Genomic DNA, 15868 nt, shown 5'->3' on the forward strand with positions numbered 1-15868 from the left:
GCCGCGGCGCCGACGCCGGGGCTCGGATCCCACCGGCCCGGCGACCCGCCGCCCCGGCCGGGGTCAGCGGGGGCGGACCGGAACGACGAGGGGGCCGTGGTCGCCGGGGATGACGCGGACGTGAGCGCGATAGTGCCGGGCGAGCAGATCCTCGGTGAGCACCTCCGTGGGAGGACCCAGCGCGGCGACGCGACCGTCGGCGAGCAGCACCATCCGGTCGGCGTACTCGCCGGCGACGGAGAGGTCGTGCATGGTGGCCAGCACGGTCAGGCCGTGCTCGCGGCGGAGCTGGTCGACCAGCTCCAGCACCTCCTGCTGGTGGCCGATGTCCAGTGCGCTGGTCGGCTCGTCGAGCAGCAGCAGGGTGGCTCCCTGGGCCAGCGCCCGGGCCAGGAAGACCCGCTGCCGCTCGCCGCCCGACAGGGTGGCCAGCTCCCGGCGGCCGAACGCGGCCAGGTCCAGCCGGTCCAGCACCTCGCGCACCGCGGCCAGGTCCGCCGCCGACTCCCGGCCCAACGGCGGGATGTACGGGGTCCTACCGAGCAGCACGTAGTCGAGGACCGACATACCGGCCGGTACCACCGGGGACTGCGCCACCGTGGCGACGACCCGGGCCCGGTCGCGGCGGCGCAGCGACTGGATCGGCGTACCGAAGAGGGAGACCGCGCCGGGCGCGGCCAGCAGGCCGCCGACGGCGCGCAGCAGGGTCGACTTGCCGGCGCCGTTCGGACCGATCACGGTGACCCACTCGCCCACGGCGACGGTCAGGTCCACGCCGGCCAGGATCGGCGCCCCGCCCAGCTCGATCCGCAGGTCCCGCACCTCCACCGCCGGCCCGCTCATGTGAAGACCCGGCGGGAGGTGCGCAGGACCAGGACGAAGAACGGGCCGCCGAGCAGCGCGGTGACCACCCCGATCGGGATCTCGGCCGGGGCGGCGGCGGTCCGCGCGACCACGTCGGTCAGCGCCAGGAACGCCCCGCCGAAGAGCATCGACAGCGGCAGGATCACCCGGTAGCTGGAGCCGGCGAGCAGCCGCACGGTGTGCGGCACGATGATGCCGACGAAGCCGATCAGTCCGGACGCGGAGACCGCGGCGGCGGTGCCCAGCGAGGCGGCGGCGATCAGCAGGTAGCGGGAGCGCTGCGGGTGCAGGCCGAGGCTGGTCGCCTCGTCGTCGCCGACGGAGAGCACGTCCAGCTCGCGCCGGTGCAGCAGCACCACCACCGCGGTGAGCACGAAGTACGGCAGGACCAGCCGGACGTCGTGCCAGCCGGCGGTGGCGAGCCGGCCGAGCAGCCAGGAGTAGACCTGCTGGATGCTGTCGGAGTGCCGTTGCAGCAGGTACGTCTGTCCGGCGGCGAGGAAGGCCGAGACCGCCACCCCGGCCAGGATCAGCGTGGCGGGTGACCGGTCCCGGCCGCCGGCCGCGCCGAGCCCGTATGTCATGGCGACCGCGCCGAGCGACCCGACGAACGCGGCGAGCGGGATGGTGACCGGCATCCCGGTGATCGCCCCGCCCGCCCCGGCGCCCAGCGCGATCACGGCGGTCACCGCGAGCCCGGCGCCGGCCGCCACCCCGAGCAGGTACGGGTCGGCCAGCGGGTTGCGGAAGACGCCCTGGTAGCAGCCGCCGGCCAGGGCGAGCAGCGCGCCGACGAGCAGGCCGAGCACGACCCGGGGCAGCCGCAGCTCGGTGACGATGGCGATCTCCCGCTCGGTGAGCCCGCTGTCCAGGTGCACCCCGGGCAGCAGGTTGAGCAGTTCGGTGACGACGCTGCCGGCCGGCAGGCTGACCGGGCCGAGGGACACCCCGGCGACCAGCGCGACCAGCACCGCGCCGACGCCGGCGAGCAGCCAGCGGGTGCGCAGCCCCGCCGGCCGGACCGTCGCACCCGGTCCGGCCGGCGGCCGCCCGGGCGCGGCCGGGACGCCGGGCACGCCGGCGGGCCGGGACGCCTCGGGCGTCCCGGCCGGCCGGTCGACGGGTTCCGCTGGTCGCACGGTCAGCTTCAGGCCGGAACCTTGGCGGCGGCGTCGACGATCGCCTTGAGCAGGTCGACGACGCGCGGACCCCAGCGGGAGGCGATGTCGTCGTCCAGCGCGACGATCTGGTTGTTCTTCACCGCGGTGACGCCGGCCCAGCCGCTGCGGGCCCTGACGGTGTCCGGGGTCTGCTCGCAGCACTTGGTGTCGGCCAGGAAGACGAAGTCGGGGTTCGCCTTCACGATGACCTCCTGGGAGAGCTGCGGGTAGCCGCCGTTCTTGCCGTCGGCGTCCGACGGGTCGGCGATGTTCTCCAGGCCGGCGAGGGCGTAGACCGAGCCGATGAAGGTCTTGCTGGTCGCGCTGTACAGCTCCGGACCCAGCTCGTGGTAGTAGGTGAGCTTCTTCGCCCGCTGCGGCAGGTCCTTGGTGAGCGCCGTGATGTCGTCCTTCATCTTCTTGACGACCGCGTCCGCCTCGGCCGGGTGGCCGGTCAGCTTGCCCAGGTCGGCGAGCTCCCGGTAGGTGTCCTCCAGGGTGGCGGCGGCCGGGGAGAGCAGCACCGGGATCTTCAGCGTGGTGAGCTGGTTGACGATCTTGTTGCTGTCGTTGGCGAGCACCACCAGGTCGGGGCTCTTGCCGGCGATCGCCTCGGCGTTCGGCTGGAAGCCGGACAGGTCACTCTTCGGCGCCTCCGCCGGGTAGTTCGACTGGTCGTCGACGGCGGTGACCTGCTTGCCGGCGCCGATGGCGAAGAGCATCTCGGTCGCCGTCGGCGAGAGCGAGACGATCTTCTCCGGGCGCTGCTCCAGGGTCAGCCTGCCGACCGTGACCGGGAAGCTGGCGGACGCCGAGCTGCTGCCGGCGGCGGGGGTGGTGTCGGTCGAGGTCTTCTCGGCGCAGCCGCCGAGGAGCAGCGCGCCGACCGCGAGGGCGGCGGCGAAGAGCCGGGGGGTACGTCTGGACATCGGTCCTCCTGTCGGTCGAGGAGTGTGGTGCTTCGCCGACAGGGAGCGCCGGAGGCGGCCCGTCCGCGAGGCGCCCTTCCTCGAGAGCGCGTGTCGCGACCGACCGCAGGCGACCTGGCTCGTCCCCGTTCCCGGCGGCGGCCGGTGGCCGACGCCGTGCGGGGCATCACAGTTGCGGGACAGCGCCGGTTTCGCACCGGCTTCGCTGCGGGTTGGTCGGTAGCACGGTAGCGCACGACCAGCGGAGATCGTCCGGACGGGAGGGGTGGGTGGGGCCCCGGGGGTGGCTCGGGACCCACCCGGGGATCACGAACCGGTGATGGTGACGTTGTCCACGGCCGCCTCGACCAGGCTGGCCCCGGCGGCGTCCGCCGCCTCGACCTGGATCCGCACGGACTGCCCGGCGTACGGGGTGAGGTCGAGGTTCGACATTGACCAGGCGCCGTCCCGGTCGGTGGCCGCGCCGGCCTGGTTGAGCAGGGTGGTGGTACCGCCGTTGTGGATCACGCTGACCCGGAAGTAGTCGGCCGACGACGAGTTCGAGCCGTGCGCCAGGTACCAGGCCAGGGAGAGGGTCAACGTGCCGCTCGACGGCAGCGCCACGGCCGGCGACCGGGCGCTGGTGACCCCGCCGTCGATGTCGTACGACCCGGCGCCCGAGCCGGCCGCCGCGCCCGTCACCAGGTCGTAGCTGCCGGCGTACGGGGTGAGCTGCTTGGCCCCGGAGGAGCTGGTCGGCTGGGCGGCGCCACGTTCCCAGGCCCCGGTGGTGGCGGTGTCCGTGCCGGCCGGGTCGGTGGTCCAGCCGGTGGCCGTCTCGAAGGTGTCGGACCAGACCGTGGTGCCGCCGCCCCCGCCGCCGCAGTACTGCGACTGCTTGCCGATCGCCCGGTACGGGCAGTCGGCGTACTCGGACAGCAACAGAACGGCCTCCCTGTTCCGCGAGGTCTGCGCGGGGATCACCTCGTCGGGCGGGTAGAAGCCACCCCCGCTCGACGAGCCCGGGTACATCTCGAAGGTGTACGCCCAGATGCCGTGCGTGCCCCACATCCAGTCGATGCTGGTGCCGTCGGCGATGTAGAGGTCGCTGGACTGCTCCGGGGTGTAGCCGTTGGTCGACGCCATCTGCCGGCCGATGGTGGCGAAGGTGTTGTACTGGTCGGCGCTCATCCCGCCCGGGGTGTTCGAGGTGGTGTAGCCGAAGGGCCAGAGCACCAGCTCGGAGTAGGTGTGGAAGTCGATGTTGGCCTTGATCTGCTGGACCCCGCCGATCACCCGGCTGTTGACGAAGTTGCGCAGCGCGGCCGTCTCCGGGGCGGAGAAGGCGGACGGGCCGCGGTAGGTCTCCGACGAGGTGGAGCCAGACGAGCCGCCGCAGCAGCCCCACTGGTAGGACCAGTTCCGGTTCAGGTCGGTGCCCACGTACGAGGAGCCGCTGTTGGGCTGCCGGTTCTTCCGCCACGACCGGTACGAGCCGGTGGCGATGTCGTACTCGCTGCCGTCCGGGTTGACGGTGGGGACGATCCAGATCTCCCGCGAGTTGACGATGCTGGTGATCCGGGGGTCGGTGCCGTAGCCGTCGGTGAACAGGTTGAGCAGGTAGATCGCCATCTCGACGGTCAGGTGCTCGCGCGCGTGCTGCTGGGCGTTGAAGAGGATCTCCGGCTCGTTCTCGTCGGTGCCGACGTTGTCGGAGATCTTCACCGCCATCAGGTCCCGGCCCTCGTAGGAGGTGCCGATGCTGCTCTTCCTCGCGATGGCGGGGTGGTCGGCGACGACCTGGTTCACGACAGCGGTCAACTCTGCGTAGTCGTGGTAGTTGGAGTCGGCGGGCGGGAAGGCGTAGGCGCCGACCTCACCCGACGGGGTGGGCGTGGTCTCGCGTTCCAGCCGGAAGCCGAGGCGAGCGATGGCCGCCGCCTCGGCCCGGGTGGCCGAGACGTAGAGCCGGCCGTCTTCGACGTAGTCGATGGCCGCGCCGGTGCGCGCGACGGCGCTCCGGTCGGCTTGGGTGCGCGGGCCGACCACCCGGTACGCGGTGGCGGCCGGCTCGGGCTCGGGGGCCGGCCGTGCGGAGGCCGGACCGGTGACGACGGTGACGAGGGCCAGGCCGGCGGCGGCGGCGAGCGCCAGCCGGCGGCGGAGCCGGGGCGTGCGGAAGGCCATAGACAACCTCCTCGGGGTACGGGAGATCCCGCTGTGCGCACACTTCACCAGGAGTTACATGGTCATATCAATATGCGTCATTGCGAAGGCTCATCCCGGCCGGATCCTCACCCCGGCAATGATTTTCCATGCATTGACCTCTGGCGAAACTTCTCTCCAGGAGCGACAGTGAACGGCAACGATGTCGAACACCTGTGGAGCTGCCATGGCCCTGACAACCCTGCGCGCGATCGCCGCCGCCGGCGTCACCGCGCTCGCCCTCCTCGGCACCACGGCTCCCGCCACCGGCAGTCCGGCCGGCGGGACCGCCACCGTCGCCCACGACGAGCAGATCACCTGGCAGGGCTGGTCCGGCACCGGCTGGTCGGCCGGCACCGCCGCCGGCACCACGGCCACCGCGGCCGGCCTCACCCTCACCACCCCGATCGGCACCACCGTCTACAAGGACCCGCACAGCAAGGCCCGGCGCACCTGGGCGTACGGCACGTGGACCTCGCCGCTCACCGAGGTCGGCTTCGACGCCACCGAGCTGGTCGCCTCGTGGAACGCGGACACCCCGGCCGGCACCTGGCTCCAGGTGGAACTCCAGGGCACCTACACCACCGGAACGCTCACCCCCTGGTACGTGCTGGGCCGCTGGGCGTCCGGCGACGGCGACATCCGCCGGACCAGCGTCGACAAGCAGGGCGACAAGACCTCCAGCGTCTGGACCGACACCTTCGCCGTGAACGACCCGAGCGCCGGGGTGCTGCTGCGGGCGTACCAGCTCAGGGTGACCCTCTACCGCGACCCGGCGTCGACCGTTTCGCCGGTGCTCCGCTCGGTCGGCGCGATGAGCTCCGCCGTCCCGAACCGGTTCACCGTCGCACCGAGCGCCGGGCACATCGCCTGGGGCACCGAGCTGACCGTGCCGCGCTACTCCCAGGAGATCCACGCCGGGCAGTACCCGGAGTACGACGGCGGCGGCGAGGCGTGGTGCTCCCCGACCTCCACCGAGATGGTGGTCGAGTACTGGGGCCGGAAGCCGTCCCTGGCCGAGACGTCCTGGGTGGACCCCGGCTACGCCGACCCGACGGTCGACCACGCCGCCCGGATGACCTACGACTACCAGTACCAGGGCACCGGCAACTGGCCGTTCAACACCGCGTACGCCGCCACCTTCCCGGGCCTGGAGGCAAAGGTGACCCGGCTGCACTCCCTGGACGAACTGGAGCACTTCATCGCCGCCGGTATCCCCGTGGTGACCAGCCAGTCCTTCCTCGCCAGCGAGCTGGACGGGGCGGGCTACGGCACCGCCGGGCACCTGATGGTGGTGGTCGGCTTCACCGCCACCGGCGACGTCGTCGCCAACGATCCGGCTTCGCCCGACGACGCCGCCGTCCGACACGTCTACCGGCGCGACCAGTTCGAGCAGATCTGGCTGCGCACCCGGCGGGTCACCGCCAGCGGCGGCACGGGCAGCGGCTCCGGCGGCATCGCCTACCTGATCAAACCGGCCACGGTGGCCTGGCCGTCCGTGGCCGGCTCCACCAACTGGTGATCCATCCCTTCACACCCTGCGGAGTTCACATGGTCAGACCAGCCCTACGCGCGGTCGCCGTCGCCGGCGTCGCCGCGCTCAGCCTGCTCGGCGTGACGGCCCCGGCCCACGCCGACAACAACCTGCCCGTGGCCCACGACGAGCAGATCACCTTCCAGGACTGGGCGAAGTATCCCGACTGGCGGGGCGGCACCCACCAGGGCACGTACGCCATCCCGGGGTACCGCACCGGCGTCACCATGGGCGAGCCGGCGGGCACCACCGAGTTCACCGACGAGCACACCGGCACCACCCGCAGCTGGGAGTACGCCACCTGGACCTCCCCCGAACGGCAGATCGGCTTCGACGCCACCGAACTGGTGGCGTCGTGGAACGCCGAGACCCCGCCCGGCACCTGGCTCCAGGTCCAGCTGCACGGCACGTACAACACCGGGGCGCAGACCCCGTGGTACGTGATGGGTCGCTGGGCCTCCGGCGACCAGGACGTCAAGCGGGCCACCCTGGACGGTCAGGGCGACCCCTGGTCGACCATCTGGACCGACACCTTCTCCATCGACGACGCCGGGGCCGGCGTGCTGCTGCGGTCGTACCAGCTCCGGCTGACCCTCTACCGGGCGCCCGGGCAGGCCGCCTCGCCCCGGGTCTGGATGCTCGGCGCGATGAGTTCGAACGTGCCGGACCGGTTCACCGTCACCCCGAGCAAGGGCGGCATCGCCTGGGGCACCGAACTGCCCGTGCCGCGCTACTCCCAGAACATCCACCGCGGCGAGTACCCGGAGTACGACAACGGTGGTGAGGCCTGGTGCTCGCCCACCTCCACGGAGATGGTGGTGGAGTACTGGGGTCGGGGACCCTCGGCGGAGGACACCGCCTGGGTCGACCCGAGCTACGCCGACCCCAGCGTCGACCACGCCGCCCGGATGACCTACGACTACGAGTACGAGGGCGCGGGCAACTGGCCGTTCAACACCGCGTACGCCGCCAGCTTCCCCGGCATGGACGCCCGGGTCACCCGGCTGCACTCACTGGACGAGGTGGAACGCTTCATCAAGGCCGGCATCCCGGTGGTCACCTCGCAGTCCTTCCTCGCCAGCGAGCTGGACGGGGCGAACTACGGCACCTCCGGGCACCTGTTCGTGATCGTCGGCTTCACCGCCGACGGTGATGTGATCGTCAACGACCCGGCATCGTCCTCGGACGCCGCGGTGCGCAACGTCTACAAGCGGGAACAGTTCGAGCAGATCTGGCTGCGGACCAAGCGGCACCGGGCGAACGGCACGGTGGCCGGCGGATCGGGTGGCATCGCGTACCTGATCAAGCCGGCGGACCGGCCCTGGCCGGTGGTGCCGGGCTCCACCAACTGGTGACCGGACGGGCCCGGCACGCTCGGAGGACGTGCCGGGCCCGGCTACCGCGACCGGGTCGACTCAGCCCTGGTTCGGCGTACCGGCGAGCCGGTCGACCGTGGCGACGTTCCGGCGCCGGCCGAGGACCGTCCGGACGATCAGCACCACCCAGCCGACCGCGGCGAGCACGCCGACCGCGGCGAAACCGGTGACCAGCAGCCAGGTGTTGCCACCGGCGGTGGAGTAGACGCCCTTGCCGGCACCGGTGTCCCGGGCCGCCGCGGTGCCGCCGCTGGTCAGCCCGTCCGGCGCGTCGTAGAGGACGACGTCGTTCCGCGCGGCACCGCCGCCGGCCGGGACGAAGTCGCCGTGCCAGGTGCAGCTGCGCCGCCCGCACTCCTCACGGACGGCGGTGAAGGTGCCGGCCGTACCCGAACCCGACTTCGCCCGCCACGCCGGAGCGACGTCCGGCGCGGCGATGGCCAGGCCCAGCACGGCGATCACCGGCAGCCCGACCCAGAGGAAGAACTTCATCCGCCAACTACTGATCCGGTCCATCACGGGGAGCGACCCTAGTGGGATCCGGCCCACGCCGCTGCCCCGCGACCGCCCGGGTCAGCTCCGCTGGTCGCCGGTCCCGTCCTCGGCGGGCCGGTCGTCGGCGGCCCGGTCGTCGCCGGCCAGCGCGGAGCGCAGCCGGTCCTTCTCCGCCCGGCGCCGCTCCGACGCCTCGGCCATCTCGCCGGCCATCTCGTCCCGCCAGCCGCGGAGCAGGAAGAACGACAGCGCGGCGGAGAAGACCAGCGCCAGCATCAGCCGCAGGAACATGTTCATCTCGACGAACCAGAGGGCCGCCAGCACGCCGACGAACAGCCCGATCCGGCCCAGCGTGTACTTGACCGCCGCGCTCACTGCCGCTCCTCGGTTCGCGACTGCGGGGCTCGCAGACCCGGCTCACTCCTCGCGCTCACGCTTCTCGCACTCCGTTCTCCGTCACGGCTCAGCCCGTCCGCCGGGCCAGCCAGTGCACGCCAGGAAACCAGACCACCGCGTAGACCACGGTGAAGACCGCCGCGGCCAGCGCGCCGGAGACCAGCGGCGGCAGCCCGGCGGCCAGGCCGGCCGCCAGCAGCCCCGCGAACACGCCGAGCGCGATTCCGGCCAGTGCCGCCACCACCCGGGCCGCGCCGAACTCCCAGGCCCGGAAGTCGTCCCAGAAGAGCCAGACCGGCAGGATGACCGCCAGCCAGCCGTTGGTACGCCCGAAGCCGCCCGCGCCCATGGTGGCGAACGCCCACTCGAACAGCACCAGCGCCAGCACCCCGATCACCAGGCCGGCGAGGCTCACCCCGAGCAGATCGCCCAGGGTGAGGATGCGCCCCTCGGCGTCCCGCCGGGGGAAGCTGCGCTGCTGCTCCTCGGTGCTCATCGGTGCCCGGTCAGGCCCAGACCTGCTGCGGCTCGGCACGGCGCTCGGCCGGGGACGGGGCCCCGTCGTACTCGCGGACGATCTCGTAGCGGGTGTTCCGCTCGACCGGGCGGAAGCCGGCGTCCCAGATCAGGTGCAGCAGGTCGTCGCGGTGCATGGTGTTCGGCGTGCCGTACGAGTCGGCATCGTGGGTGATCTTGTATTCGACGACGGAGCCGTCCAGGTCGTCCACACCGAAGTTCAACGACAGCTGGGCCACCGAGAGACCGTGCATCACCCAGAAGCACTTTACGTGCGGCACGTTGTCGAAGAGCAGCCGGGAGACGGCGAAGGTCTTCAGCGACTCGGCCGGCGAGGCCATCGTGGTCCGGGCCTGGATCCGGTTACGGATCTTGCCGTCGGCCGAGTCCACGAAGTCGTGCTGGTAGCGCAGCGGGATGAAGACCTGGAAGCCGCCCGTCTCGTCCTGCAGCTCGCGCAGCCGCAGCACGTGGTCGACCCGGTGCCGGGGCTCCTCGATGTGCCCGTAGAGCATGGTCGACGGGGTCTTCATGCCCTTCGAGTGGGCCAGCCGGTGGATCCGGGACCAGTCCTCCCAGTGGCAGGCGTGGTCGACGATGTGCTGCCGGACCTCCCAGTCGAAGATCTCCGCGCCACCGCCGGTCAACGACTCCAGGCCGGCGTCCATCAGCTCGTCCAGGATCTCGTCGGCGCTCAGCCCGCTGATCTTCTCGAACCACTGCACCTCGGTCGCGGTGAACGCCTTGAGGTTGACCCTCGGCAGCGCGGCCTTCAGCTCGCGCAGCACCTTCGGGTAGTAGCGCCAGGGCAGGGTCGGGTGCAGGCCGTTGACGATGTGCAGCTCGGTGAGCTGCTCGTCCTCCATCTCCTTGGCCTTGCGGACCGCCTCGTCGATACGCATCGTATAGGCGTCCTTCTCGCCCGGCTTGCGCTGGAAGGAGCAGTACGCGCAGGAGGCGGAGCAGACGTTGGTCAGGTTGAGGTGCCGGTTGACGTTGAACATCACCCGGTCGCCGCTCAGGTCGGTGCGCTTGTGGTGGGCCAGCCGCCCCAGCCAGGCGAGGTCGTCGCTCTCATAGAGGGCGATCCCGTCCTCGCGGGTCAGCCGCTCCCCCGCGTAGACCTTCGCCTCGAGCTCGCGCTTGAGTCCGGCGTCCATCGAAAGCCACGTCCCTTCCACCTGCAGTCCCGGTCGAGCGTACGTCGCTGCCCCGACCGACCGGTGGCCCGGTCATCCGCAGCGACCTACTTCACCGGACGACCGGGCCACCGTCACCCTCCGCACATCGACATCCCTGCGTCCGTGAGGTAAGACATGGTGGGGCGGAACACACACCGGTATCGTCCCGGATCGCCGCGCCCATCGAGCGCGGAGGGCACCAGACCGGACGGGGAGCGGAATGGTCGACAGCAGGCGAGGCCGACGGCAGCGACGCGGGGCCCCGGTGATCTCGCCGGTGTTGCGTCCGAAGCTCTGGTCCGCCCTGCTCGGTGTCGTGGCCGCCGCCGCGATCGCCACCCCTTCCTGGGCCGACCCGCTGCCCGACGCCGTTCCGGACACCGGGAGCCGACCGCCCCAGGTCAGCCTGCAGATTCCCGGCCTGACCGGGCAGACCCCGGCCGGGCCCGGCACCACCCCCGGCGTCAGCAACCCGGCCGACGGCCCGCTGATCGCCCAGATCAACCAGGCCGACGCGCTGGTCGCCCAGCTCGGCGAGACGCTGCAAGGGCTGCAGGGCGAGCGCGACGCCGCACAGGCGCAGCTCACCCTCGACACCGCCGCGCTCCAGCAAGCCACGGACGCGCTCGCACAGGCTCAGGAGAAGGCGAAGAACGCCGCCGCCGACGCGGTCAAGGCCGACGCCGCCCTGCCGCCCGGCCAGTTCGGCTCTGACCTGCGCCAGCTCGATGCGCTTCAGCGGATCACCCGCGGCGACAAGGCACAAGGGGCGACCACCGCGGTGGACGGCGAGGTCGCCCGGGCCACCGCCGCGGAGCGGATGGCCCGGGAAGCGTACGACGCGACCCAGCGACGCGTCACCGACAAGGTCGCCGCGTACGACAAGGCCGAGGCGGACCTGCACCGGCAGGAAGCCGTCCTGCTCAAGCTCCGCAAGGACAACGCCGCGCAGCTGCTCGAGATCGAGCGGGTCGAGGACGCCGCCGAGCAGCAGCTCGGCAACTCGTACGTGGTCAACCAGAGCGTCAGCGGGATGTCCGCCCACCCGATGGCGCTGGCCGCGGTGCGCTACGCCCTCGCCCAGCTCGGCGACCCGTACCTCTGGGCGGCCGAGGGGCCGGACCGCTTCGACTGCTCCGGCCTGGTGCTCGCCTCCTACCAGGCGGCCGGCTACCACGGCCTGCCCCGGGTCTCCCGCGACCAGTACTACGCGACCCGGTCCCGGACCGTCGACCCGAACGCGCTGCTCCCCGGCGACCTGCTCTTCTTCGCCTCCAACAGCAGCTGGACGAGCATCCACCACGTCGCCATGTACATCGGCAACGGCAAGATGGTCGAGGCACCGCGGACCGGGGACGTCGTCAAGATCTCGGTGGTCCGGTGGAGCCGGCTCCACGCCGCCACCCGGGTCGTCGGCGCGGTGCCCGCCCCGGCGACCCCCGCCCCGACGCCCACGCCGAGCCCGTCGAAGACGCCGAAGCCGACGAACACGCCGTCGCCAGAGCCGACCCCGTCGAGCCCGAGCCCGAGCCCGTCGCACTCGCCGTCGCCGAGCACCTCGCCGTCGCCCAGCCCGTCGGACTCCCCGTCCCCGTCGCCGACCGGTACGACGAGCAGCAGTCCGAGCCCGACGAACAGCTCCACCGGCTCCGCCGAACCGACCAGCAGCTCCGCCGAACCGACCAGCAGCTCCGCCGAACCGACCAGCAGCACGGCGGACACCGCCTCGTCCACTCCGAGCAGCGGTAGCTGACCCAACCGTCCACTCCGGCTGTGCGGCCGGGCCGGAATATGGCACGGTGAGATCCAGGCACTCCCGCGACCGACGCGACGGTCCGGGGGCGAGCGTGGCCGTGGAGGGGCGAGGCATGGGCGAGCGAGAGGTTCCGGCGGAGACGGTCCACCCCGGATCCGCGCCCGACCGCACCGACCGGCCGGCCGAGCCGGGCTCCGACGAGCGCGGGCAGGAGTCCGCCGTGGTGGCCCGGGCCCGGGTCAGCGTCGCCGGCACGGCCGTACCCCCGCCGACCTCGGACGGGCCGGGCACAACGGCCACCGCCACCACGTACCGGGCGGGTGCCCGGCCGGAGCCCGCCGCCCCACTGCAACGCCGCCAGCCCGGTGCCTCGGTCACGCCCTCGACGTGGTCCGCCTTCGCCGCCGGCGAGCGCGCCGCCGCGCCGAAGGCCCCGGCCGAGCCGGTCGGCGCACGGTCCGAGGCGGCTGATGATGCCGCGCTGGCTGATGCCGCAGCTGCCTCCCCGGCCGCCGACGTCGACGCCGGCTCCCCGGCCGCCGTCGTGGCCGCCGACTCGCCGGCCGCAGAGGTCGGCACCGATTCCCGGGTCGCCGCAGCGGACGCCGGCCTCCCGGCCTCGGCCGTCGGGGCCGGGTCCCCGGCCGACGGCGCCGACCCTCTGCCGTCCCCCTCGGCGGCCACTCCGGTCAGCACGCCACCCGCCCCCCGGGTCTCGGGCTCCGCCCGGGTGCCCACCCCCGCCGCCGAAGACCCTGCCCCGGTACCGCAGGGCCCGGCAGGGCAGGCCCGGGCCAGCGCCGCCGTGCCGGGGCTGAGCCGGGTCTCGGCGGACGAGGTCGCCGCCGCGCGGGTGGGGAAGGCCGGCGCCGCGCGGGTCTACCGGGCCGGACCGGTGAACCCGGAGCCGCCCGAGCCGGTCCAGCCGCCGGAGCCCGCGCAGCCTCCGACCCCGCCCGGGCCGGAACCCGAGCCGGCACCGACGCCCGTGCCGGGTCCGACCCCGCCGTCGCCGGCACCCCCGGTGCCGGAGCCGGAACCGGAGCCCCCGATCCGCCCGACGCCGCCGGTTCCCGCCCCGCCGCCCGGCCCGGTTCCGCCGGTCCCCACGCCGCCGCCCGGGCCGACCCCACCCGGGCCCGTCCCGCCGGTACCCGGGCCGCCGGTACCGCCGCCCGGGCCGCCGGTGCCCCCGCCCCCGCCGCCGCCCGGACCGATGCCGGCTCCGCCGTTCCCGCCACCGCCCGCCATGGCCACCCCGGCGGGCGGGCCGGTTTCCGCGCCTCCGGCCGGGCGCCCGTTCCCCCCGGTCACGGCCGAGCCGGCCGCCCAGCCTTTCTCTGCGCCGCCGGCCGGGACGACGTTCCCGACGCCTGCCGCCGGGACGGCGCAGTCCTCCGGGCCCGCGTCCCCGCCGTGGTCCTCGACCGCCCCCGGCGCGGCACCGGGGCCGTCCGCTCCGGCGGCCCGGGCCGGCGCGCCCGTCTCCGCCCCGCCGGTGCCGCCCGCGCCCGTCTCCGCCCCGCCCGTGGTGCCGGCGCCGGCGCTGCCCAGCTGGCCACCGTCCACCAACCCCACCTCGGGCGCCGGCCCGTACCCCGCCGGGGCGCCGGTCAGCCGGCCGGCCTACCAGGGCGGTCCCGACCTGGCCGGGACGGCGTACGGCGGCACCGACGGGCCGGGCTTCGCGACGGTCTCGCTCCCGCACAGCAACCACCTGGATAATTCCGGCTCGCTGACCGGGCACATCCTCGCCCAGGGCTGGGCCGAGGACGCCCCGTCGACCCGGTCCAGCAACACCCGGGTCGTGATCGTGCTGGCCGCCGCGCTCGGCCTGCTGATCGCGATCAGCCTGCTGGTGGTGTTCCTGGCGAACGACGCCCTGGGCGGCCTGACGGGCAAGTGACGGGGTGAGCCCGCCCACTACGGGTTCGCGACGCGGTGGCGGGCCCACCGCGCCGCCGTACACTTGTGGGGATCACTGACCCGGCGCGCCGATCGCGCGCCCATGGGCGATCTTGCGGGCGAATCGGCGGCGTACGGCGCTGCGGCGGGCCATCGCGAAGATGCGCCCCGCTCGAAAGGCATTTCTTGACCACCTTCGCTGCCCCTGGCACGTTCCCCTCCGCCGACGAGATTTCCACGCCCGAGGTCCCGGCCACCGACACCCCCGACTTCGCCGCGCTGGGACTGCCCCGGCAGCTCGTCGACGCACTGGCCCGACAGGGCATCACCACCCCGTTCGAGATCCAGCGGGCCACCGTGCCGGACGCCCTCGCCGGGCGGGACGTGCTGGGCCGGGGTCAGACCGGTTCCGGCAAGACGCTGGCCTTCGGCCTGCCGGTGGTCGCCCGGATCGCCAACCGCAACCGGGCGCGGCCGCTGCACCCGCGCGCCCTGGTCCTGGTGCCGACCCGCGAGCTGGCCATGCAGGTCAACGACGCGCTGATGCCGCTCGGCAAGGCGGTGGGCATCTTCCTCAAGACCGCCGTCGGCGGCGTCCCGTACGACCGGCAGATCGACGCGCTGCGTCGCGGGGTGGAGATCGTCGTGGCCACCCCGGGCCGGCTCGGCGACCTGATCGAGCGTGGCGTCTGCAAGCTGGACGACGTCGAGATCACCGTGCTGGACGAGGCCGACCAGATGGCCGACATGGGCTTCCTGCCCGAGGTCAGCGAACTGCTCGCCAAGACCCCGGCGGACACCCAGCGGCTGCTCTTCTCGGCCACCCTGGACAACGACGTGGACACGCTGGTCAAGCGGTTCATGACCGACCCGGTGACGCACTCCACGGCACCGCCGACCGCCGCCGTGTCCACCATGGACCACCACATGCTGCTGATCCCGCCGCACGACAAGTTCGCGGTGGCGGCCGCCATCGCGGCCCGGGACGGCCGCACCATGCTCTTCGCCCGTACCCAGCTCGGCGTGGACCGGCTGGTCGAGCAGCTCGCCGCGGTGGGCGTACGCGCCGGCGGCCTGCACGGCGGCAAGACCCAGCGGATGCGTACCCGGACCCTGGCCGAGTTCCGCGAGGGACGGATGAACGTGCTGGTCGCCACCGACGTGGCGGCCCGGGGCATTCACGTCGACGGGGTGTCGCTGGTGCTGCACGTCGACCCGCCGAAGGACCCGAAGGACTACCTGCACCGGGCGGGGCGGACCGCCCGGGCCGGGGAGTCGGGCGCGGTGGCGACCCTGGTGCTGCCGAAGCAGCGCCGGACCACCCTGGCCATGCTGGAGAAGGCGGGCGTCGAGCCGGCCCAGACCCGGGTCCGGGCGGGCGACCCGGCACTGAGCGAGCTGACCGGTGCGCGCGAGCCCAGCGGGGTACCGGTCCGCGACGAGCCCGAGCCGCGCCGCGAGCGCCCGTCCGGCGCCCGCCGCTTCGGTGACCGCGACGGACGCCGTTCCGGTGACCGTGAGGGGCGCGGCGAGCGCCGCTACGGCGACCGTCCCGCCGCAGACCGAGGCGGG

The 15868-nt window shown here is 73.4% G+C and carries 13 protein-coding genes and 1 riboswitch; of the genes, 5 read left to right on the forward strand and 8 right to left on the reverse strand.

What is annotated here, in order from left to right:
• Positions 1–63 precede the first annotated feature (63 nt).
• The 4 genes from ACL02O_RS08405 to ACL02O_RS08420 form a co-directional block, all read right to left on the reverse strand.
• Positions 64–843: an ABC transporter ATP-binding protein gene (locus tag ACL02O_RS08405; protein WP_412817409.1), complete on the reverse strand. Its 780-nt coding sequence runs from the start codon at positions 841–843 to the stop codon at positions 64–66.
• On the reverse strand, positions 840–1940 hold the full coding sequence (locus ACL02O_RS08410) for a FecCD family ABC transporter permease (protein ID WP_412817425.1): 1101 nt from the start codon (positions 1938–1940) through the stop codon (positions 840–842). Before ACL02O_RS08410 ends, ACL02O_RS08405 begins: the two co-directional genes overlap by 4 nt.
• 71 nt (positions 1941–2011) lie before the next feature.
• Positions 2012–2953, reverse strand: coding sequence for an ABC transporter substrate-binding protein (locus ACL02O_RS08415; protein ID WP_412817410.1), 942 nt, complete (start codon positions 2951–2953; stop codon positions 2012–2014).
• Positions 2954–3066: 113 nt separating this feature from the next.
• A riboswitch (cobalamin riboswitch) is annotated at positions 3067–3154 on the reverse strand.
• A gap of 105 nt (positions 3155–3259) precedes the next feature.
• Positions 3260–5119: a M14 family metallopeptidase gene (locus ACL02O_RS08420; RefSeq protein WP_412817411.1), complete on the reverse strand. Its 1860-nt coding sequence runs from the start codon at positions 5117–5119 to the stop codon at positions 3260–3262.
• Positions 5120–5324: 205 nt separating this feature from the next.
• Here ACL02O_RS08420 and ACL02O_RS08425 point away from each other — a divergent pair, with 205 nt between their 5' ends.
• Positions 5325–6659 carry a peptidase C39 family protein gene (locus tag ACL02O_RS08425; RefSeq protein WP_412817412.1) on the forward strand — a complete coding sequence of 445 codons (1335 nt, stop codon included), beginning with the start codon at positions 5325–5327 and terminating at the stop codon, positions 6657–6659.
• A gap of 29 nt (positions 6660–6688) precedes the next feature.
• Positions 6689–8026, forward strand: a complete 1338-nt coding sequence (locus ACL02O_RS08430; protein ID WP_412817413.1) for a C39 family peptidase — start codon at positions 6689–6691, stop codon at positions 8024–8026.
• Positions 8027–8086: 60 nt separating this feature from the next.
• Here the strand turns inward: ACL02O_RS08430 and ACL02O_RS08435 are convergent, their stop codons facing one another.
• From ACL02O_RS08435 to mqnE, 4 genes are all read right to left on the reverse strand, one after another.
• Complete coding sequence (locus ACL02O_RS08435) at positions 8087–8566, reverse strand: hypothetical protein (RefSeq protein ID WP_412817414.1); 480 nt, start codon at positions 8564–8566, stop codon at positions 8087–8089.
• Positions 8567–8620: 54 nt separating this feature from the next.
• Entirely contained in the window at positions 8621–8917 is a 297-nt protein-coding gene (locus ACL02O_RS08440; protein ID WP_412817415.1) for a DUF4229 domain-containing protein, read from the reverse strand.
• An 88-nt stretch (positions 8918–9005) separates the two neighbouring features.
• A complete protein-coding gene (locus ACL02O_RS08445) occupies positions 9006–9434 on the reverse strand; it encodes a hypothetical protein (RefSeq protein ID WP_412817416.1) in 429 nt (142 codons plus the stop codon).
• Positions 9435–9444: 10 nt separating this feature from the next.
• Positions 9445–10614, reverse strand: a complete 1170-nt coding sequence (gene mqnE / locus ACL02O_RS08450; RefSeq protein ID WP_412817417.1) for an aminofutalosine synthase MqnE — start codon at positions 10612–10614, stop codon at positions 9445–9447.
• Between the two features lie 241 nt (positions 10615–10855).
• On the opposite strand from mqnE, the gene ACL02O_RS08455 reads away from it, so the two are divergent.
• The 3 genes from ACL02O_RS08455 to ACL02O_RS08465 form a co-directional block, all read left to right on the forward strand.
• On the forward strand, positions 10856–12388 hold the full coding sequence (locus ACL02O_RS08455) for a C40 family peptidase (protein WP_412817418.1): 1533 nt from the start codon (positions 10856–10858) through the stop codon (positions 12386–12388).
• Positions 12389–12503: 115 nt separating this feature from the next.
• On the forward strand, positions 12504–14297 hold the full coding sequence (locus ACL02O_RS08460) for a hypothetical protein (RefSeq protein ID WP_412817419.1): 1794 nt from the start codon (positions 12504–12506) through the stop codon (positions 14295–14297).
• A gap of 230 nt (positions 14298–14527) precedes the next feature.
• Positions 14528–15868 (forward strand): DEAD/DEAH box helicase (locus ACL02O_RS08465; protein ID WP_412817426.1); only part of this gene is annotated, 1341 nt, incomplete at its 3' end.

Origin of the sequence: Micromonospora mangrovicola, assembly GCF_047200535.1 — a bacterium.
GTDB lineage: Bacteria > Actinomycetota > Actinomycetes > Mycobacteriales > Micromonosporaceae > Micromonospora.